Source organism: Rheinheimera sp. (assembly GCF_030690345.1).
GTDB lineage: Bacteria > Pseudomonadota > Gammaproteobacteria > Enterobacterales > Alteromonadaceae > Alishewanella.
Genome location: NZ_JAUYGV010000001.1, coordinates 89,597 through 111,404 on the forward strand (window position 1 = coordinate 89,597; position 21,808 = coordinate 111,404).

A 21,808-nucleotide genomic window follows, 5' to 3' on the forward strand; every position below is an offset into this window, starting at 1 on the left:
TGAAGTGGTTTAAATTCTCAGGTAAAACGAGTAATGTACGGGTTTTGAGCTTTAGTCAGAATCCCATATTTCATGTCCAGTGAGAAAACCGCGTTATACCGGCTGCTGAATCAGCAGGCGCAGGCTTTAATTGAGCAGGAACCCGATCTTATTGCCAATATGGCGAACTTAAGTGCGTTGTTATTTAACCAGCTGCCGGCGTTAAACTGGGCAGGGTTTTATATCATGCGTGGCGCTGAATTGGTGTTAGGGCCATTTCAGGGCCAGGTTGCTTGTGTTCGCATCGCCGTGGGTAAGGGCGTTTGTGGCACGGCTGTTGCCACAGGTCAGGTGCAATTGGTTAAAGATGTGCACGAATTTCCGGGCCACATTGCCTGTGATGCCGCCAGTAACTCTGAAATTGTGTTACCGCTGCGCCACAACGGCGAGATTATCGCGGTGCTGGATATCGACAGCCCGGAACTGGCAAGGTTTGATGCCGACGATCAGGCAGGGCTTGAGCAGCTAATCCGCATATTTGAGCAGCATTTGGCCGTTACGCTATGAAAGATGCAATCTCAATTCACGATTACCTGTTCGATATGGCAGATATTGGTGACTGGGAAGGTGAAGAAGAGCTGGTAACAGATAAAATTAATGCTGTTTATCATGCTGTATGGAGCGCTTTACCGGAAAATATTACGCCTTACCAGGTAGAACAGCTTTTGCCGGCTATCTGGAATGAACTGCGCGGCGGCACTGTGCTGCTCGAAGCAGATGAAGATGAATTAATAGATTGGGCGTTGGCTTATGTTCGCCAACAGCTGGAAGAAGGCGTACCGGAAACGGATGCCGCAGATGAAGAAGAGTGAAGCGTTAATGACCACCCCAACCGAACAACATGTTAAAGCCACTTCAGTGAAAGATGTTTTGGCTTATCTTGCCAGTCAGTTTCCGGCCTGCTTTAGTCTGACCGGAGAAGCCAAACCACTGAAAATTGGTATTTTCCAGGATTTAGCGCAGCGCTTGCACGAAGATACTACGGTAAGTAAAACCCAATTGCGCCAGGCCTTGCGTGTTTACACGTCAAGCTGGCGTTATCTGGAAGCCACCAAAGTGGGCGTGGCCCGGGTTGATCTGGATGGCGTTACCGGCGTAATGATAGATGAGGCCCAGGCCGAACATGCGCTGAAAACCCTGGAAGAGAGTAAAGCCAAAGCAGCGGAAAAACGCAAAGCGAAAATAGCGGAAGCCAAAGCGAAAAACCCGCCGCAAAATGCGACAGACAAACCTGGTTACAAAAAAACAGCGAACAAAAAGCCTGCTGTCTCCTCTAAAGGCACTAAGGTTAATCAAAAACCGGTTAAGCCAGAGGCAGAGCAAGCCAAAGCTGCGGTGCAGTTACAACCTGCCGGCGCAGCACAAGTGGTAGTAGGCGGCAAAGTATTGCTGAAGCTCGGCCAAAGCCCGATGTTAGCGACAGTGCTGGAAGTCAGCAAAGACGATGTGACTGTGCAACTCGGGTCTGGTATGGTGATAAAAACACGTCAGGACAGTTTGTATTTGGCGTGAACAACTCAGAGTAGCTTATGAAAAAATTATCAGTACTTGCGACAGCTTTAATCGTTGCTTTTAGCATAAACGCCTCTCCTGATTCAAAAACCGAGGCGCTGGTTTTACCTGCTATTACACAAGGGGATCAGCACGCGACAGCGAGTAAAAGGATCACTGCATTATTTACCCGTGGCCATTATTCCGCGGTGCAGCTTGATGATGAACTGTCGTCCAGAATGTTTGATACCTATCTGAAAAACCTGGATTACTATCGCAATGTACTGACTAAAGCTGACGTTGATTTGTTTGAACAATATCGCGACAAATTCGATGACGGCATCAATAAAGGCAATCTGAGTTTTGCTTTTGATATGTTTAACCTGACGCTGGAGCGGCGTTCTGAGCGGTTTGATTATGCACTGAGCTTGTTAGAACAAGATTTCGATTTTTCTGTCGATGATCAGTACGTATATGATCGTGAAGATGTAGCCTGGCCGGCAGATAAAGCTGAATTAAACGAAATATGGCGCCAACGCGTTAAGTTTGATGTACTTAATCTGAAATTGGCCGGTAAAACAGACGAAGAAGCAAAAACCGTTTTAACCAAACGCTACCGTAATACGCAAAAACGGCTGACGCAAACTGAAAGCGAAGATGTGTTTCAGCTGGTAATGAACTCTTTTGCCCGCAGTATTGAAGCCCATACCTCTTATTTATCACCCCGTAATGCTGATCGTTTCCAACAGGAAATGAACCTGTCACTCGAAGGTATCGGTGCTGTGCTGCGCGCGGATGAAGATTACACCGTGATCCAAAGCCTGGTGCCAGGCGGCCCGGCTGACACCACACAGAAACTGAAGCCAAAAGATAAAATTATCGGTGTGGCACAAGATAACGCCGAGTTTGTTGATGTTATCGGTTGGCGGCTGGATGATGTGGTCGATCTGATTAAAGGCCCTAAAGGCAGTACAGTGCGGTTACAGGTTGTTGGCGCCAATGATATCGGCACCAGTCAGGCTAAAGTAATCAGCATAGTGCGCGATAAAATTCGCCTGGAAGACAGGGCGGCAAAAGCTGAAGTGTTTGAGCCGCAGTTGTCGGAGCTGGATCAAAAGATTGGCGTGATCAGCATTCCGGGTTTTTACAACAATCTGGCTGAAGATGTTAAGAAGCTGCTGGTGGAACTGCACGAAAGTAAAGTCGACGGCATTATTGTCGACCTGCGCGGTAACGGCGGCGGTTCATTACAAGAAGCCACCTTACTGACCGGCTTGTTTATCGATCGTGGCCCGGTGGTGCAAATTCGTGAGGGTGACGGCAAGGTTTCCGTATCGCAGGATAATGATGGCGTCAGTTACTATGATGGCCCGTTAACCGTTATGGTTGACCGTTACAGTGCATCAGCATCGGAGATCTTTGCTGCAGCCATGCAGGATTATGGCCGTGCGCTAGTGGTAGGTGAGCAAACGTTCGGTAAAGGCACTGTGCAGCAGCATCGCGGTTTAGGCCGTATTTATGACATGTTTGACAGTCCGCTGGGCAGCGTGCAATACACCATTGCCAAATTTTACCGTATTAACGGTGGCAGTACGCAGCACAAAGGCGTGATCCCTGATATTCAGTTCCCTACCGCTATAGACCCTGCCGAATGGGGGGAAAGTAAAGAAGAGTATGCACTGCCGTGGGATTCTATTAATGCTGCGAAATATGAAGCGTTAAACGACTTGGCAATGCTGGTGCCTGCGCTGCGCGAGAAGCATAACGCCCGCATCAGCAATGAAGTAGAATTTCAGTATTTACTGGATGATATCGCTGAATACCGGCAGCAGTTGGACGAAAAAACCGTGTCATTAAAGCAAACCGAGCGGGTGGCCGAGCGTGATAAAAGCAAAGCAGAGCAGCTGGTTCGGGTAAATGCACGGCTGAAACGTTTTGGTTTACCGGCGGTAACCTCACTTGATGATGTGCCGGAAAAGCTGGAAGAAATTGACCCATTTTTAGAAGAAGCGGCCAACATTACGGCGGATTTAAAAATGATCAGTCGTTTGGCAAAAAAATAACAAACAGGGTTTTATCAGTTGAATAAGGCGGTATTATTACCGCCTTTTGTTAATGTCGAATTGTAAAACATAATAATTATAAAGGTTAACTATGACTACACGTGGTGAATTCTCATCGAGAATAGGCTTTATTCTGGCTGCTTCCGGTTCAGCAGTCGGACTTGGCAATATCTGGGGGTTCCCCACTCAGGTTGCCAGCAATGGCGGCGCAGCCTTTGTGTTGGTATACCTTGTTTTGGCTTTTTTACTGGCTTACCCGGTGTTAATGGCAGAGCTGTTGATTGGCCGTGCCACTAAGTCGAATGTGGTTGATGCCTTAGGTCAGGTATCAAGAGGCATATCAGGGCGGCTGGTTGGTGGCTGGGGTATAGTGACGGTATCTCTTATTCTGGCGTTCTACAGTATCGTGGGTGGCTGGATGCTGGCCTATACGATAGAAGCTGTAGTTAATCTGGCAGGGCTGGAACAGCTGTCGCAGTGGTTAACAGCGTTTTCGTTAGAACGAAATTTACTGTTTTGCGCGTTGTTTATGCTCCTGACCGTTGGCATCGTCAGTGGTGGCGTGGTTAATGGCATAGAGCGCTGGTCAGTGCGTTTAATGCCAACGCTGTTTATCATCATGTTGATTCTGTTTGGTTACGTGATGACACAAGATGGTGCTGTTGACGGCTTAAAAGTATATTTGTTACCTGATTTTACCCAGGTACTGAACCCCGATTTGCTGATAAGTGCGATGGGACAGGCGTTCTTTTCGATGTCGCTCGGCGTCGGAACTATGCTGATTTATGGCTCTTATGTCAGTCACAGCGAAAACCTGCCACGGCTGGGTGCAGCGGTATCGCTGGTGGATATTGGAGTGGCCGTGTTAGCGGGCTTGCTGATTATTCCTGCAATGTATGTAGCACTGAATAATGGTGTGCAGATTTTTGCTGAAAACGGCCGGTTATTGTCTGAAGACACGCTTATCTTCACGGTGCTGCCATCGCTGTTTGCCACTATGGGCGTTGTTGGTGGTATTGTTGCTTTTGCCTTTTTTCTGCTGATGTCTATTGCCGCTTTAACATCCTCTATCTCGATGCTTGAAGTACCGGTTTCCTACGTGGTGGAAAAGCACAACGTGGTCAGACAGAAGGCCGTCTGGCTGATAGCTGCCGTTATCTTGTCGCTAAGCTGTTTGATTATTATCAATTTTGACAGCTTGTTTGGTTTTGTTATTGCACTGACTACCCGCTACAGTCAACCCTTGCTGGGGCTGATGTTGTGTGTGTTTGCCGGCTGGATCTGGCGGCGAAACGACATACTGCAAGAACTGAAAAAAGGTGATGCGCACGCGGAGCAGCGCTTTTTCTGGCGCATCTGGCCCTGGTACGTCAAGTTTGTCTGCCCGTTGATTATCGTGCTGATGTTTTACCGCTCTTTGTAAACTGCGGTAAATCACTATTTATAACAAGAATAAAACGAAAGGCGCTTCGGCGTCTTTTGCTAATCGGAGCATCAATTCTATGTCTGTAAAACAACCCGGTTTTCTGGATGCCGCTGTGCCGTTGCTGGTACTGGTTGTGCTGCTATCTGCATCTGTGTATTTGTTTGGTGACAACTCTTCTTATGGTCCCAATCAAATAGCGTTGTTTATGGCAACAGCTGTGGCTGTAATTATTGGCTTAAAGAACGGTTACCGTTGGTCGGTGATTGAAAAAGCGATGGTGAAGGGCATTTCACTGTCGTTGGGTGCAGTACTTATTTTGTTATCGGTAGGCGCGCTTATTGGTACCTGGATGTTGTCCGGCACTGTACCTACTTTAATTTATTATGGTTTACAGCTGCTAAGTCCCAGTTGGTTCTACGCCGCCAGCTGTTTATTATGCGGTATTGTCGCCATGAGCATCGGCAGCTCCTGGACTACCGCAGCTACTATAGGCGTAGCACTGATTGGTGTGGCCGCAGGGCTTGGCTTATCACCGGCCATTACCGCCGGCGCTATTGTATCGGGTGCTTATTTCGGTGATAAAATTTCGCCGCTGAGCGAAACTACCAACCTTGCCCCGGCGGTAGCCGGCGCTGATTTGTTCGACCACATCAGGCATATGTTGTGGACCACAGTACCGAGCTTTGCTTTAGCGTTGTTGCTGTTTACTATCATTGGTTTTAGCTCAGATGTAAGCGCTGATTTTGCCCGCATTGAACAAATCAGCGTGGTATTACAGCAGAATTTTTCTATCAGTTTTCTGTCGTTAATTCCGTTGTTTGTGTTATTGGCAATGGCAGTTAAAAAAGTGCCGGCATTTCCAACCGTATTTATCGGCGCTATGCTTGGAGCAGTCTGGGCGCTGTTGTTTCAGCAGGAGCTGATAGCCAAAATGGTGGGAACTGAGCAAAGCTACGGCATAGGTGCGGTGAAGTTGATTTGGCATACCTTCCATGCCGGCTTCAGTATCGATACCGGTAACGCCAGCTTAAATGACTTGCTTAGCGGTGGCGGTATGGCCAGTATGCTGAACACAGTCTGGCTGGTGTTCTGTGCCATGATGTTTGGTGCGACCATTGAAAAAATCGGCCTGTTACGTAAATTTGTGCAATCGATCCTGCATTTTGCTAAAAGTACCGGTTCACTCATCACCAGCACTATTGCCACCTGTTTTGCCACTAATGTGCTGACAGCTGATCAGTACATGTCTATTGTTATGCCCGGGCGCATGTTTAAAGAAGAGTATGAGCGCCGTGGACTGGCACCGGTGAATTTGTCGCGTACGTTGGAAGATGGCGGTACTATTACCAGCCCGTTAATCCCCTGGAATACCTGCGGTGCTTATATGCACAGCGTACTACAGGTAAGCCCGCTGGATTATGCTATGTATGCCTTTTTTAACCTGATCAACCCGGTGCTGGCGATCATCTATGCTTACTGTGGCATTAAGATCCTGAAATTAACACCACCCGACTCGGTGGTGCAGGAAGCTGCCGCCAAAGCCTGAAGCCAAAAAAGCCTGATCTAATCAGGCTTTTTCGTCATTATACTCAATTACGCTAACCGCAATTTATTAAGGCGTTTGTATGACCGAGAATACCAACACCCGTACTGTCAAATCCCGCCACGAATACCGGCCGCCGGCTTTCAGTATCAGCACAGTAAAGTTGTGTTTTGAGCTGGACAATACCGCGACAAAGGTGACATCGGTGATGCAATTACAGCGGCAGCAAAAAGATGCTACGCTGGTGCTGGATGGCCGGCATTTACAGCTGTTAAGCGTGGCAGTAAACGGTAAGGCGTTGTCAGATAACGATTACCAATTGGATGACAACAGCCTTACGCTGCCATCCGTGCCTGATCAGTTTGAATTAACCATAGTTACTCAGTTATCTCCGCAAACCAATACCGCCTTAGAAGGGCTTTATCTGGCCGGCGAGACTTTTTGCACTCAGTGTGAAGCTGAAGGCTTTCGCCGGATCAGTTACTTCTTAGATCGGCCTGATGTGCTGGCCGAGTATTTTGTCACGATTATTGCGCCGGCAGAGCGTTATCCGTTTTTACTGTCGAACGGCAATAAGCTTGCCGAATATATTGATAGCGCCGGTAACCGTGTAGTGCAATGGCACGATCCCTTTGCTAAACCCTGTTATTTATTTGCCCTGGTCGCCGGTGATTTCGATCGTTTAACCGATAGTTTTGTCACACAAGGGGGCCGTGACGTCAGTTTAGAGTTATATGTCGATAAAGGCGCGGCGAGCAAAGGTGATTTTGCCCTGCAGGCACTAAAACGTGCTATGCGCTGGGATGAACAGCGCTTTAATTTGCAATATGACCTCGATATTTACATGGTGGTGGCGGTCGACTTTTTTAATATGGGCGCCATGGAAAACAAAGGTTTGAACATATTTAACAGTAAATATGTGTTAGCCGACGCCGCCACAGCGACAGATAAAGATTACTTTAATATTGAATCGATTATTGGCCATGAGTATTTCCACAACTGGACCGGTAACCGCGTTACCTGCCGTGATTGGTTCCAGCTCAGTTTAAAAGAGGGCTTAACGGTATTTCGCGATCAAGAATTCAGTGCCGATATGGGCTCGCCGACGTTGTGCCGTATAGATGCGGTAAAGCTGATCCGCACCGCCCAGTTTGCTGAAGATGCCGGGCCAATGGCGCATCCAATCCGGCCGGAGCAAGTGCTGGAGATGAACAACTTTTATACTGTGACGGTATATGACAAAGGCGCGGAAGTGATCCGCATGCTGCAAACCCTGCTCGGCCGCAATGGCTTTGCCAAAGGTCTGGCGTTGTATCTGCAACGTCACGACGGCCAGGCAGTCACCTGCGATGATTTCGTTCAATCTATGCAAGATGCCAGCGGCACAGATTTAAGCCGTTTTGCGCAGTGGTACAGCCAGTCCGGTACACCGGAGCTTTCGGTAAGCCAGCACTATAGTGCCGCATCTGCTGAGCTAACATTGAGCCTGAGCCAGCAGACGCCGGCAACTGCCGACCAGGCGCAGAAGCAGCCGTTAATGCTGCCGGTGCAGGTAGAGCTGTTATTTAAGGACGGTAGCAAACAGCGACAGCTGTTGGTGCTGAATGATGCAGCGCAGCAGTTTGTATTTAAATCGTTGCCCTCCGAGCCTGTAGTGGTGTGGTTGGAACATTTCTCAGCACCGGTTAAGCTGATTGCCGATATCGACGACAGCAGTTTGCTGTTTATCGCTGGCAATGCGTCAGACGGTGTGGCGCGCTGGGACGCCATGCAGCAGTTCTGGGGCCGGAAAATAGCGCAGGTCATAGCCGGTAAATCGCCGGATCAGCTGCTGCCAGACGCACTGTTTGATATGATGATATCCTGGTTGCAACAGCCGCAAGCGGACCTGGCATTAACCGCTGAACTGCTGTCACTGCCGGACTTTGACACCCTGGCTGAGCAATACACGCAAATTCCGGTCGATACTATTCTTACCGCATTGGCCGGCTTTAAGCAATTGTTGGCTGAGCGCTTGCACGCCGCTTTATTGCAATGTTACCGGTGTTTGCCGGTGTCAGCGTATAGTTATGATGAAGCTGCTGCAGCACAGCGCAGACTGCGTGGCTTGTGTTTACAGTATTTGGCACTGTCTGCGACAGAGGCGGCAGATTTACTGCAGCAACATTACCACGATGCCGACAATATGACTGATACAATGGCGGCGTTAGCGGCCAGCCAACAGGCACAGCCAGCAGTATTTAGCGCCTTAATCGACGATTTTGCCCGACGTTGGCAGCATGATGCTCTGGTGATGGATAAATGTTTTTCTTTGGTTGCGTCAGATCCGGCAGAGCAGGTATTTGACGGTATCGAAGCCATGCTACGCCATCCGCTGTTCAGCTGGCAAAATCCGAACAGGGTAAGAGCACTGTATCTGGCATTCAGCATGCGTAATCCGCAGCAGTTTCACCGGCTTGATGGCCGCGGCTACAGCCTGTTAGAGCAGGTAGTTACCCGTATGGACAGTGTGAACGCCCAAGTGGCAGCCCGGCTGGTTACACCTTTATTAAGTTGGCGTCGCTTTGATCCGGTGCGGCAGGACTTAATCCGGGCTGCGTTAAAGCGCCTGGCAGCTTTGCCCGGCCTGAGCAATGATGTGTATGAAAAGGTAAACAGAAGCCTGAAATGATGCGGCGCTATTTTTTTAACGCTATGCTCACAGCTGAGCAGTGTTATAGCTACTATCGTGGCGATGTAAAATATGTTGTGGTAACAGCTGATAATGGTGAGCGGATACAACTGCAATTTCGTCATTTTCAACCCTTTGTTGCTGCCAGCGGCATACGGGGCAGATTCAGGCTGACATTGGACAATAATGCCGCTTTTATCAGCCTGGAAAAAATTAATTAGAGCATATACTTTAAACGGTGAATTAAAACAATGGCTTGCAGTTACAGCTGGTTTGACCTTTAATTTCATTAGCTTATAGCAACTTATTTGGCGCCGGCTTAAATTGATTAAACTGGTGCAGGGTAAAAAAGCCTGAAACTTAGGCGTTTTTAGAAAAAACTGAAGAAAAATCAACAGATTTACGTGACAGCAAGCCTTGCTTGCAGCTTGAAATGATGTAATTATTTTAATGAAGTAAGCTGAGCTCGGATCAGTCAGTCTGGTCATATAATTAAAAAGACACTTATAAAAACCTGCGGGACAGGGGGGGAGATAACAAGATGAATAAAAGGTCAATAACCTTTGCTAAGAAGCCCTTAGCTATAGGTGTTGCTTCAGCGCTGTTTGCCTTGTCAATGGCACCGGCGCAAGCAGCATCCTGGAACTTCGGTGATGTTGATATCACTTTTGATTCTACATTTTCATACGGCGGCAGCTGGCGGACAGAAGATCGTGACTTCAACACAATCAGTAAAGTTAATCATCCACGGTTTAATTGGGAAGGCTACGGCTACGATTTAACCAATGCAGCTATGCCGTTTAATTCTGTTTATACCAGCTCACAAATTTGGGCTGAGCCCGGTGCCTATTCCAGCAACGGTGATGCCGGCAACTTGAACTATGATAACGGCGATATGTTCAGCAGCCTGTTTAAAGGTTTGCATGAGTTGTCGATCAAAAAAGACAATATCGGCTTGTTTACCCGTTTTATGTATTTCTATGATTTTGCTTTGATGGACAAGGACGGTGCTTATACCAATCCTCTGTCCGGCAATCGCGTTGATCCTTGCGGTGATAGTGAAGCGCGGGATTTAGCTTGTCGTGATATCCGTCTGCTGGATGCATATGTATACGGCAATTTCAGCTTTAACGATGGCATGAACCCGGTTACGGTAAAAATTGGCCAGCAAGTACTGAGCTGGGGTGAAAGTACATTAATTCAGCACGGTATTAATATTACACCTATCGATGTAGGTGTCGCCCGTGCGCCAGGCGCAGAGTTGAAAGAAGCCTACATTCCGGTAGGGATGGTAACGCTGAATATTGGTTTAACAGACAATTTATCAACTGAACTGTTCTATCAGTATCAATGGGAAAACAGTTACCTGCCGGTGCCGGGTTCGTATTTTTCTACCAATGATTTTGCCGGTAAAGGTGGCTACAACCAAAACGTACAGTTAGGTTTTGCCGGTAACCCGGATATTGATCTGCCATTTTTGGTAAGTGAAATGAATACCTTATCGATGATCGCGCCGGATTTACTGGCGGTTATCAGCGATCCGGACAGCACTGCGGCACAAAGAGCAAATGCTATAAGTTTGGCTATTGCTTATCCAACCAAAGTAACCCTACGCCCTGATGGCGCGGACGGTGAAATTAAGCCAAAAGATGGTGGTGAGTACGGTATTAAATTTGAGTACTTTTCGCCGGAGCTTAATGACACTGAGTTTGCTATCTACTACATGAACTATCATAGCCGTGTGCCGGTAATTTCAGGTATCGCGTCAGACTTCCGTGTTGTTGATGGTGAGGGTAATCCTGCCGGTTTGCTGCAGTCATTAGGCTACTTAGCAGCTAACCAGGGCCAGATCACCGCTGATAATATCTCGAACTTAGCCATGTTCTCCAAAGCATTGGTTGAATACCCGGAAGACATAAAACTTTATGGTTTTAGTTTTAACACTACACTGGGTGAAACCTCTGTTGCCGGTGAAATTGCTTATCGCCAGGATGAGCCGCTGCAAATCGACGACGTGGAAATTTTGTATGCCGGTATGCCTGAGCAGTTAGCCAATGCCGGGATACGGCCTGATTTAAACGGAATCTCACAAATTGGCCGTGATATCGGTACTAAAGTGGGGCCTGGTCAATCAGCTCAGGGCTTTATTCTGTCTGATACCCTTCAGGCGCAAATGACCTTTACGCATTTAGTCGGCCCGGCATGGGGATCTGATAATGTCAGCTTGTTAGCTGAGGTTGGCGGTATCCGTATTCAGGATATGCCTGATCAAAATGTGCTGCGCTTAAACGGCCCGAACACAGACCGTAGTGGTGCTCCGCTGCTAAATGCTGATGGCGTTGAAATTCAAGGCTTGCATACAGGTTTATCAGACGGCGCGGAAACTAACCCGTTTCCGACAGCATCTGCCTGGGGTTATCGTTTACTGGCCAAAGCGGATTACAATAACGTCTTTGCCGGTGTTAACCTGTCACAACGCGTGGTATTTTCGCATGACGTAAATGGTATTACGCCGGATCCGTTGTTTATGTTTGTTGAGGATCGCAAGTCTCTTGCCTATGCCGTTAGCTTTGATTATCTGAGCAAATGGTCAGGCGAGTTGTCATACAACGTATTCTGGGGCGGTCAGGGCACAACAAACAACGTAGAAGACCGTGACTTTATCTCTTTTAACATCAAGTACTCTATTTAAGGGACGAGAACTTATTATGAAAAAACTCACCCTAATTTCATCGGCTATTGCCCTGGTATTAAGCTGCTCTGTAGCCGCAAAAATAACCCCGGAGCAAGCAGCGAGACTGGGCAACGATTTAACTCCGCTGGGTGCGGAAAAAGCCGGCAATGCTGACGGCTCTATTCCGGCCTGGACCGGTGGTATTACTACAGCACCAGCGGGTTATACCGCCGGTATGCACCACCCTGATCCGTTTGCTGCGGATAAAGTGTTAATGACCATCGATAGCAGCAATGTGAATGAATACAAAAGCCTGTTAAGCCCGGGACAAATTAAGCTGTTTGAGATTTATCCTGACACTTACAAGATGAATATTTATCAATCGCGCCGTACTGCGTCTTACCCACAGTATGTCTATGATGCAACAAAAAACATTGCAACCAAAGCTGAGCTGATTGAAGGCGGCAACGGTATCATTAATGCTGCTATTGGTATTCCGTTTCCTGTGCCGCAAAACGGTCTGGAAGCAGTATGGAACCATTTGCTGCGTTTTCGTGGTGTAGCTGCCAGCCGTAATGGTGGCCAGGCTGCACCTACTGCTGCCGGTGCTTATACTATCATTGGTTTTGATGAACAGATTATGTTCAAGTACTCAGAGCCCAATGCTACGGCTGAAGCGCTGACCGCTGAAAACATTTTGTTCCGCTTTAAGCAGGGCGTAACCTCGCCGGCGCGCTTAGCCGGTACCGCCTTGCTGGTGCATGAAACGATGGATCAGGTAAAAACACCTCGCCAGGCATGGACTTACAACACCGGTCAGCGCCGTGTACGTCGTGCACCTAACGTAGCGTACGATGCGCCGGGTACAGCATCAGATGGTCTGCGTACCACAGACGATTTTGATATGTTTAACGGCTCACCGGATCGCTATAACTGGAATCTGGTAGGTAAACAGGAACTCTATATTCCTTATAACAGCTATAAACTGCACGGCAATGACGTGAAGTATGCTGACTTATTGATGGCCGGTCATATTAACCCTGAACATGTACGCTGGGAAAAACACCGCGTTTGGGTGGTTGAAGCCACATTGAAAGATGGCACCCGCCATGTATACGGTAAACGCGTGTTCTATATTGACGAAGATAGCTGGCAAATCCATGTTGCAGATTTATATGACAACAGAAATGAGCTGTATCGGGTCGCTGTAGCGCATGGCTTGAACTATTATGAAGTGCCAACGCACTGGAGTACGCTTGAGGTATATCATGATCTTAATTCGCGCCGTTACATTGCTATCGGCCTGGACAACGAAGATAAGATGTATGATTTCGGTGTTAGCCTGAGTGATGCTGATTTCACGCCGGCTGCACTGCGTCGTGAAGGAACGCGGTAACTTCATCGTGATGTAACGACGGTTGGCCTGGTGCCAACCGTTTTTATTTTTAACTTTTTATAGAGTAAAAACTCAGCATATGTGTAGAAAAATCATTTGGTTAGCGGCGCTGTGCACAGCTGTATCCGCAGCCTCATTTTTAGCCAGGGCAGCCGATAGTGTACAACCGGACGCCGCTTATCAAATGCCGTTGGCCGGTGCTGCGTTGCTGACCGATATTGTTAGTGTGCAGGAACGACTGGTTGTGGTCGGTGAGCGTGGTCATATTCTGTTTAGCGATGACGCGCTAAACTGGACGCAAGCGCAGGTGCCGGTGCAGTCTAATTTAACCAGCGTATTTTTTATTAATAAACAACGCGGTTGGGCGGTTGGCCATGATGCCACGATTTTGCTGACAGAAGACGGCGGTGCCAGTTGGCAGATACAACATTTTGCGCCAGAAACCGATAAACCTTTATTTGATATTTATTTTGCTAATGCGCAGCAGGGTATTGCCGTTGGCGCCTACGGCATGTTTTTACGCACCGAAGATGGCGGTAACAGCTGGCAGCCACATTTTCACGCAGAGTTGTTGTTGGACGAGGACCGTGAATATCTGGACGAGTTGAAAGAAACCGATCCGGACAGTTATCAGTCAGAATCTGAAGCATTATTACCACATTTCAACCGTTTATTTGCCGATGGTAATGTGTTGTACATGGTAGGCGAAGCCGGTTTTGTCGCTAAAAGCACCGACATGGGTGCCAACTGGCAGCGCTTGGAGGAGTTTTATAACGGCTCGTTGTTTGATCTGATCCGTACACCGCAAATGTCTCTGCTGGCCGCAGGGTTACGCGGCCATGCTTTTCTCAGTAACGATCAAGGCAGTAGTTGGCAGCAAATTATGCTGACGGAAACGGCAACATTAAACAGTGCCTTTACCGGCCCGCGCGGTGCGATTTATCTGGTTGGTAATGCCGGCAGTTTACTTGTCAGCCGGGATGACGGTGCTACTTTCACTGACTATTCACGGGCAGATGGGAAGGCGATAGTCAATGGCCTGGTGTGGCGTGAGCAGTTACTGCTGGTGACTGAGGCCGGCATTAAAACGATCAACCTGAGTGAATTAGAATAATATGAGTATTAATCGACTGGTTAACAAGTTTGAGTACGCGCTGTTCCGGCACAGAGCGCTGGTTATTGCAGGTTTTATCCTGGCCACGTTGTTTTTGTTGTTTAAGGCGACCACTATTAAACTGGATGCGGCCTTTACCAAAAACATTCCGTTAAAGCATGAATATATGCAAACTTACCTGCGTCATGCGCAGGATTTCGGTGGCGCCAATAATATTTTAGTGTCGTTGTGCGACAGCAACGGCGACATTTTTAATGCCGGTTTTTTTGATACCTTGCGCCGCGCCCATGATGAGCTGCTTTATACCTCAGGCGTTGACAGAGTGCAGGTTAAGTCTTTATTCAGCCCCAGTACCCGCTTTGTTGAGGTAGTGGAAGACGGCTTCGCCGGCGGCCCGGTGATCCCGGCAGATTTTGTCGCTGATGCAACAGGGCTGGCCAAAGTAAAAGAGAATACCGAAAAAGCCGGTATTGTTGGTCGCATGGTGGCAGATGATTACAGCTGCGCCATGATTTCAGCACAACTGCTGGAAGTTGACCCGGATACCGGACAGAAGCTGGATACGATAGCTTTTGCCGCAACACTAGAGCAAAACATCCGCGCTAAGTATCAAAGTGATACCGTCAGCGTGCATATTATTGGTTTTGCCAAAATGGTTGGTGACGTTGCTGACGGTGCCAAAGGCGTACTGATGTTTTTTGCTATCGCTATCGCAGTTACCTCGGTGATGGTGTTCTTTTTCTGCCGCTCGCTGATGCTGACCATCCTGCCGATAGCCTGTTCTTTAATTGCCGTAGTCTGGCAGATGGGTTTATTGTCTGCGCTGGGCTTTGGCATCGACCCTATGTCTATTTTGGTGCCGTTTTTGGTGTTTGCCATTGGTGTAAGCCATGGCGTGCAGATGATTAACTCTACCGGTAAACGGGTTGCTGCCGGTATGGACGCGAAAACTGCGGCTCAGGCCAGCTTTCGTAAACTGTTAGTGCCGGGCGGCGTAGCGCTGCTGTCTGATACCGTAGGTTTTTTAACCTTATTGATTATTGAAATTGGTGTCATTCGTGAGTTGGCTATTACCGCCAGCTTAGGTGTTGCTGTCATTATTTTAACTAATCTTATTTTGCTGCCGGTACTGATGTCATTTGTGCGCTTTAGCCAAAGCTACAAAGCCCGCGCTGCGGCGTCGTCGCCTAAGGCAGAAAAAATCTGGTTCGCCTTGTCAGCTTTTGCTACCCGCAAATATGCTGCTGTTATTTTACTGCTTACTGCGGTGCTGTTTACCTTGGGCTATATGCAAAGCCAGCAGCTGAAAATAGGTGATTTACATGCCGGTGCGCCGGCATTGCATGAAGACTCGCGGTATAACCAGGATACTTTCCTGATCACCGATCGCTATGCCATCTCTGTTGATTACCTTAACGTGATGGTGGAAACCATTCCCAGCGCCTGTACCGAGCACAGTATTATGGACAAAGTTGACCGCTTCCAGTGGTTAATGGAAAACGTGCAAGGAGTGCAATCTGCGGTGTCATTGGCGTCGGTGTCCAAGTCAATTAACGCCGCTTTTAATGAAGGCAACGTGAAATGGCGGGTACTGCCGCGTAATACCCAAAGCCTGGTGCAGGCATCATCCAGAGTAGAAACCAGCACCGGCTTATTAAATGCTGACTGCTCGGTTATGCCGGTGATCCTGTTTTTACAAGATCATAAAGCTGAAACCATGGAGCGGGTGGTTGCTGCAGCAAAACGTTACGGTGCAGAGCTTGGCGATGAGCAAACCCGCTTTATGCTGGCCTCCGGTCCGGCGGGCGTGATGGCGGCAACCAACGAAGCGGTGGCAGAAGCACAGCAGCCGATGATGTGGTATGTGTATGGTGCTGTTATTATTCTGTGTTTGCTGAGTTTCCGCTCATTGCGCGCTACCATCTCCGTTATATTGCCGCTGTATGTGGTGTCGGTATTGGCCACAGCGTTGATGACGCATTTGCAGATTGGCTTAACGGTCTCGACTTTACCGGTTATCGCACTGGGCGTGGGTATCGGGGTGGACTACGGTATTTATATCTTGTCGAATATGACACAGATGCTGCGTGATGGTGCGCCACTGCGCCAGGCATATTTCGAGGCATTAAAAGAGCGCGGCAGTGCAGTGCTATTTACCGGTATCACCCTGGCAATAGGCGTAAGCACCTGGGTATTCTCTGCACTGAAGTTCCAGGTCGACATGGGGATACTGCTAACCTTTATGTTTATTGTAAATATGCTCGGTGCCGTAGTGGTATTACCGGCATTAGCCGCCTTTTTGTGGCGTAAGCAATAAATTATTTTCTGCATGAATAAACACGAAAATGGCCGAAAGGCCATTTTCTATTTAAACAGGGTGAATAAGTTGTCAGACGCCTTAAAAATCACTGGTTTAACCAGCATAAAAGCGGAAAATAGTGCTCGAAAAGCGCTACAATTGGCACTACACTGCGCAGCTGACACGATCTGGTTTGTTCGGTAGCGCCTGCTGTTAAAAGCAGTGACTGCAAAAAGGATACAAAAATGGCTCTGATAGACGGTCAACCCTCTGTACTACTACAAAACGTAAGCAAACTCATTAAACAAAAAGTTAAGGACCAGGTGACCCTGGTTGAAAAGTTCGCCTTCACTTTATACGGCAACATGTCTAACGAAGACCTGGTTGGCCGTAACGACAGTGACTTATATGGCGCAGCGCTCAGTTTATGGCAAACCTTTAATGCCCATGCTGAAGCCGGCGCTAAAATCCGCGTGTATAACCCTGAAATTGCAAGGCACGGCTGGGAGTCTAAACACACTATCGTAGAAATAGTGGTACAGGACATGCCGTTTCTGGTGGATTCAGTGCGCATGGCATTAAGCCGGCAAAGTATTGCTGCACATCTGCTACTGCATTATCCGCTGCAAACCGAGCGTGATGCTAAAGGCCAAATCAGCGATTTCTTCAAACTGGGCAGTAAAGCAAAGGCCAGCACCGAGCAAACGGTTTTTCATATTGAAATTGATCGTCTGACCGACACCGCGGCTATTGATGGCTTAAAGCAAGAGCTGCACTCTGTGATGGAAGATGTCTCGCTGGCGGTGCAGGATTGGCAACCGGCACGGGAAAAGCTGCAGCAGGTGATCAAAGCTCTGCCTAAGCAAAGCGGCAAAGCCAGCAGCGAAGAAATACAACAAGCCGGTGAGTTTTTAAACTGGTTGGCTAAAGACAACTTCACCTTACTGGGCTACCGCGAATACAGCATTAGCCCGGTGAAAGGCGATTACAAAATCAGTGGTATAGACGACAGTTCACTGGGCCTGATGCGCCGTTCTGCTGCCCGCGATCTGATGCTGTCTGAACTGCCGGAAAGCGGGCGTAAGCAGGCGATTAATAATGCTTTGCTGATCCTGACCAAAACCAACAATAAATCACGCGTACACCGGCCAGCTTACATCGATTATATCGGTGTGAAAAAGTTTGATAAAGACGGCAAGGTTATCGGTGAAGATCGCTTTATTGGTCTGTATTCGTCATCGCTGTATAACAACAGCGCCGCAGATATTCCGCTGTTGAAAAGTAAGCTGGCGACGGTGATGCAAAAGTCCGAATTTGCGGCCGGTACTCATGCTTATAAAGCCTTGCTGAATATTCTGGAAACTTATCCGCGTGATGAACTGATCCAGGCTACCGCAGACGAGTTGCTGCATGTTGCTATGGGCGTACTGCAAATGCAGGAACGCGATATGACGCGTTTATTTATGCGAAAAGACAGTTTTGGTCGCTTTGTTACCGCTATGGTGTACGTACCACGCGAGCGTTACAACACCCAGTTGCGTAAAGAAACCCAGGCAATCTTGCAAAGTGCGCTGGGCTCGGATGAGCCGGTGGAATTTACCACTTATTTTTCTGAATCTGTGTTGGCGCGTACCCATTACCTGGTGCGGATCAACGATAGCCATGTCGAGTATAAAGTGAAAGAAATTGAACGTAATTTAGTTGAAGCGGCCCGTACCTGGGAAGATAAATTAGAAAGCGCCATCATCGGAGTTTATGGTGAGGCCAAAGGTCGCGAACTGATCCGTAAGTACGTTAATGCGTTTCCGCGTAGCTATAAAGAAGAGATGCTGCCAAGCGATGCGCTGGTGGATATCGGCAAGCTTGAAGCGCTGAATGATGACCACAAACTGGAAATGCTGTTTTACCGGCCACAGGAAGAGAAGCCGGACAGCAAAGCCGTGCGGTTAAACCTGTTCCATAAAGACCATCCTATTCATTTGTCAGACGTATTACCAATGTTGGAAAACTTCGGCATGCGGGTGATTGGTGAAACGCCTTACGCCGTGAAGTGCGCCGATGGCTCGGTTAGTTGGGTGCTGAACTTCGCTATGGAACTGAACTGCGCGGTACCGGCTGACTTTGCTGCAGCGCAGCAATCTTTCCAGGAGTCTTTTGCCAAAGTATGGAATGGCCAACTGGAAGATGACGGTTTTAACCGGTTAATTCTGGGCGCGGGTTTAAGCGGCCGTGAAGCGTCTTTACTGCGGGCTTTTGCTAAATACAAACGCCAGATTGGCGGTACCTTCAGTCAGTCCTACGTTGAGAGCACCTTTGCCCGTTATGCTGGCCTGGCCGGTTTGTTAGTGCAATTATTTAACAGCAAATTTGACCCTAAATCTAAAACTGCTGCCAAGACTATTGAAAAGCTGGAAGAGCAAATTGCATCGCAGTTGGAAAACGTGGCGAACCTGGATGATGACCGCATTATCCGCCGCTTTGTCGACATGATTAACGCAACTTTGCGTACCAACTATTTCCAGAAAAGCGCGCAGGGCGATGATAAGCCTTATATCTCGTTCAAGATCAGATCTGCCGCTATTCCGGACATGCCGTTACCCACACCAATGTTTGAGATTTTTGTTTACTCACCCAGGGTGGAAGGCGTGCATTTACGCTTTGGCAAAGTGGCGCGCGGTGGTTTGCGTTGGTCAGATCGGCGCGAAGATTTCCGCACCGAAGTATTGGGCCTGGTAAAAGCACAGCAGGTGAAAAACACCGTTATCGTGCCCACCGGTTCTAAAGGCGGTTTTGTTTGTAAAAAGTTACCGGAAACCGGTGGCCGCGAAGCCTTCCTTAATGAAGGTAAAGACTGTTACCGCACCTTTATCCGTGGCTTGCTGGATGTTACCGACAACATCGTGCAGGGCGCTATAGTGCCGCCCAAAGACGTGGTGCGCCATGACGAAGACGACCCTTATCTGGTTGTTGCGGCCGATAAAGGTACTGCTACTTTCTCTGATATTTCTAACGGAATTTCAGAAGAGTATAACTTCTGGTTGGGCGACGCCTTTGCCTCCGGTGGCTCAAACGGCTACGACCACAAGAAAATGGGTATTACTGCCCGCGGTGGTTGGGAGTCGGTAAAACGCCACTTCCGTGAAATTGGCATAGATTGCCAAACTACCGATTTTACCTGTGTTGGTATTGGCGATATGGCAGGTGACGTGTTCGGTAACGGCATGTTGCTGTCAAAGCATATTCGCCTGCAGGTAGCGTTTAACCATATGCATATTTTTGTTGATCCGAATCCGGATGCAGCAAAGAGCTGGGAAGAGCGCAACCGTATGTTTAACCTGCCAACTTCAACTTGGGATGACTACGATAAGTCGTTAATCTCAGAAGGTGGCGGTATTTTCCTGCGCAGTGCTAAGGCAATTAAATTGTCACCGCAAATGAAAGAAATGTTGGGTACCACTAAAGCCAGCATGACACCGAACGAATTGATCCGTGAAGCGATGATGATGCCGGTGGACTTAATTTGGAACGGTGGTATCGGTACTTATGTTAAAGGCAGTGGCGAGAGCCATGCCGAAGTGGGTGACCGCGGCTCTGAAGCATTGCGGGTTAACGGCAAAGAGTTAAAAGCGAAAATCTTTGGTGAAGGCGGTAACCTGGGGGCAACCCAGCGTGGCCGTATCGAATTTGCTATGCACGGCGGCTTGGTTAATACCGACTTTGTTGACAACGTGGGTGGCGTTACCTGCTCTGATAACGAAGTTAACATCAAAATTTTGCTTAACACCCTGGTTGCAGCCGGTGATTTAACGCTGAAACAGCGCAATAAGTTACTGCTGGATATGACCGAAGATGTTGCTGCCATTGTTATTAAAGATTGTTATCGTCAAACGCAGAGCATCAGTATTTCATCTTTACTGGGCGCAGAGCAGCTAAAAGAGTACACCCGCTTTATCCACACGCTGGAAAAAGAAGGTAAGTTAAACCGCGAACTGGAGTTTTTGCCATCAGATGATGAGCTGGCAGAGCGCATGGCTAAAGGCCAGGGCTTAACCCGGCCGGAGCTGTCGATTCTTACCGCTTACGGCAAGATGGTGTTAAAAGAGCGTCTGGTACTGCCGGAAATTTACGACAATGCCTACTTTAAACGGCAGTTGTTCGCTAACTTCCCGCAGATGCTGCAGGATAAATACGCTGCAGAGATGGAAAACCATCCGCTGAAGGCTGAAATTATCGCCACTAAACTGGCGAATATGCTGGTGAACGAGATGGGGCCGAATTTTGCCCAGCGTATGCTGGAAGAAACCGGTGCCGGTGTTGGCGAAGTAACCTTGTGTTATGCCATCGCGCGCGAGCTGTTCGATATGTCTGCGGTGTGGCGCAAGCTGGAGCAATTAGATAACGTGATCCCGGCTGCATTACAAAGCAAGCTGTTACATCAGCTGCGCCGTACCATGCGCCGTGCGACACGCTGGTTTGTGCGCCATCGCAACAAGGCGCTGGATATTGAGCAAACCCTGGCATTCTTTAAGCCGGCTTACCAGCAGTTAAACAAAGAACTGAGCAGCTATCTGGCTGCATCAGAAGTAGAACAACTGCAACAAAAACAAAGCGGCTTAACAGAGCAGGGCGTACCGGAAGACGTGGCGCAGTATCTGGCGCAACTGAGCACGGTATTCTCGGCCATGGATATTGCCCAGGTTGCCGATGCCGAAAAAGTACCGCTGGCAATGGTGGCAGAAATTTACTTCAAGCTGGGTGACAAAATGGATTTGCACTGGTTCCTGGAGCAAATTACCAATCAGCCGGTGGCAAACCATTGGCAGGCCTTGGCCAGGGCGTCGTACCGCGAAGAGCTGGACTGGCAGCAACGGGCCTTGTCAGCCGTTGTCGTACGCAGCTGTGGTAAAGTGTGTGCCGCAGACGAAGTGATCAACAGCTGGTTAACGGAGCACGATGCCTTGTTAGAGCGTTGGCGCTTAATGTTGGCCGAGTTTAAAACCACGAAGAGCCATGAGTTTGCCAAGTTCTCGGTGGCACTGCGTGAATTAATGCTGCTGAGTCATCATTGTGACCCTGTAAAATAAGCAGCGTA

The 21,808-nt window shown here is 48.4% G+C and carries 13 protein-coding genes; all 13 read left to right on the top strand.

Features of this window, described 5'->3' with window-relative positions; translation table 11 throughout:
• Positions 1–72 precede the first annotated feature (72 nt).
• The 13 genes from Q8O77_RS00450 (at position 73) to Q8O77_RS00510 (ending at position 21,800) form a co-directional block, all read left to right on the top strand.
• Positions 73–546 (top strand): GAF domain-containing protein, encoded by a 474-nt coding sequence (locus tag Q8O77_RS00450; RefSeq protein WP_305550666.1) that lies wholly within the window; start codon positions 73–75, stop codon positions 544–546.
• Positions 543–851, top strand: a complete 309-nt coding sequence (locus tag Q8O77_RS00455) for a hypothetical protein (protein ID WP_305550667.1) — start codon at positions 543–545, stop codon at positions 849–851. The genes Q8O77_RS00450 and Q8O77_RS00455 overlap by 4 nt, the downstream gene beginning before the upstream one ends.
• On the top strand, positions 838–1,551 hold the full coding sequence (gene proQ / locus Q8O77_RS00460; protein ID WP_305550668.1) for an RNA chaperone ProQ: 714 nt from the start codon (positions 838–840) through the stop codon (positions 1,549–1,551). Before Q8O77_RS00455 ends, proQ begins: the two co-directional genes overlap by 14 nt.
• Before the next feature lie 17 nt (positions 1,552–1,568).
• Positions 1,569–3,593, top strand: coding sequence for a carboxy terminal-processing peptidase (gene prc, locus Q8O77_RS00465; protein ID WP_305550670.1), 2,025 nt, complete (start codon positions 1,569–1,571; stop codon positions 3,591–3,593).
• 91 nt (positions 3,594–3,684) lie between these two features.
• Entirely contained in the window at positions 3,685–5,016 is a 1,332-nt protein-coding gene (locus Q8O77_RS00470; protein WP_305550671.1) for a sodium-dependent transporter, read from the top strand.
• Positions 5,017–5,095: 79 nt separating this feature from the next.
• A complete protein-coding gene (gene nhaC, locus Q8O77_RS00475; RefSeq protein ID WP_305550673.1) occupies positions 5,096–6,565 on the top strand; it encodes a Na+/H+ antiporter NhaC in 1,470 nt (489 codons plus the stop codon).
• A 79-nt stretch (positions 6,566–6,644) separates the two neighbouring features.
• Positions 6,645–9,233, top strand: coding sequence for an aminopeptidase N (gene pepN, locus Q8O77_RS00480; RefSeq protein ID WP_305550675.1), 2,589 nt, complete (start codon positions 6,645–6,647; stop codon positions 9,231–9,233).
• A complete protein-coding gene (locus tag Q8O77_RS00485; RefSeq protein ID WP_305550676.1) occupies positions 9,230–9,454 on the top strand; it encodes a DUF2835 family protein in 225 nt (74 codons plus the stop codon). The genes pepN and Q8O77_RS00485 overlap by 4 nt, the downstream gene beginning before the upstream one ends.
• A gap of 320 nt (positions 9,455–9,774) precedes the next feature.
• Positions 9,775–11,925 carry a DUF1302 domain-containing protein gene (locus Q8O77_RS00490; RefSeq protein ID WP_305550677.1) on the top strand — a complete coding sequence of 717 codons (2,151 nt, stop codon included), beginning with the start codon at positions 9,775–9,777 and terminating at the stop codon, positions 11,923–11,925.
• A 16-nt stretch (positions 11,926–11,941) separates the two neighbouring features.
• Entirely contained in the window at positions 11,942–13,303 is a 1,362-nt protein-coding gene (locus Q8O77_RS00495) for a DUF1329 domain-containing protein (RefSeq protein WP_305550678.1), read from the top strand.
• A 79-nt stretch (positions 13,304–13,382) separates the two neighbouring features.
• On the top strand, positions 13,383–14,417 hold the full coding sequence (locus Q8O77_RS00500) for a YCF48-related protein (protein ID WP_305550679.1): 1,035 nt from the start codon (positions 13,383–13,385) through the stop codon (positions 14,415–14,417).
• A 1-nt stretch (position 14,418) separates the two neighbouring features.
• The gene (locus Q8O77_RS00505) at positions 14,419–16,734 is read left to right on the top strand and encodes an RND family transporter (protein ID WP_305550680.1); all 2,316 of its coding nucleotides are present in this window, start codon (positions 14,419–14,421) and stop codon (positions 16,732–16,734) included.
• 227 nt (positions 16,735–16,961) lie between these two features.
• Complete coding sequence (locus Q8O77_RS00510) at positions 16,962–21,800, top strand: NAD-glutamate dehydrogenase (RefSeq protein WP_305550681.1); 4,839 nt, start codon at positions 16,962–16,964, stop codon at positions 21,798–21,800.
• The last annotated feature ends 8 nt before the right edge of the window (positions 21,801–21,808 follow it).

Coding starts and splice junctions, on each gene's coding strand:
- Q8O77_RS00450 (WP_305550666.1), top strand. CDS start 73: ATGTCCAGTGAGAAAACCGCGTTATACCGGCTGCTGAATCAGCAGGCG.
- Q8O77_RS00455 (WP_305550667.1), top strand. CDS start 543: ATGAAAGATGCAATCTCAATTCACGATTACCTGTTCGATATGGCAGAT.
- proQ (WP_305550668.1), top strand. CDS start 838: ATGAAGAAGAGTGAAGCGTTAATGACCACCCCAACCGAACAACATGTT.
- prc (WP_305550670.1), top strand. CDS start 1,569: ATGAAAAAATTATCAGTACTTGCGACAGCTTTAATCGTTGCTTTTAGC.
- Q8O77_RS00470 (WP_305550671.1), top strand. CDS start 3,685: ATGACTACACGTGGTGAATTCTCATCGAGAATAGGCTTTATTCTGGCT.
- nhaC (WP_305550673.1), top strand. CDS start 5,096: ATGTCTGTAAAACAACCCGGTTTTCTGGATGCCGCTGTGCCGTTGCTG.
- pepN (WP_305550675.1), top strand. CDS start 6,645: ATGACCGAGAATACCAACACCCGTACTGTCAAATCCCGCCACGAATAC.
- Q8O77_RS00485 (WP_305550676.1), top strand. CDS start 9,230: ATGATGCGGCGCTATTTTTTTAACGCTATGCTCACAGCTGAGCAGTGT.
- Q8O77_RS00490 (WP_305550677.1), top strand. CDS start 9,775: ATGAATAAAAGGTCAATAACCTTTGCTAAGAAGCCCTTAGCTATAGGT.
- Q8O77_RS00495 (WP_305550678.1), top strand. CDS start 11,942: ATGAAAAAACTCACCCTAATTTCATCGGCTATTGCCCTGGTATTAAGC.
- Q8O77_RS00500 (WP_305550679.1), top strand. CDS start 13,383: ATGTGTAGAAAAATCATTTGGTTAGCGGCGCTGTGCACAGCTGTATCC.
- Q8O77_RS00505 (WP_305550680.1), top strand. CDS start 14,419: ATGAGTATTAATCGACTGGTTAACAAGTTTGAGTACGCGCTGTTCCGG.
- Q8O77_RS00510 (WP_305550681.1), top strand. CDS start 16,962: ATGGCTCTGATAGACGGTCAACCCTCTGTACTACTACAAAACGTAAGC.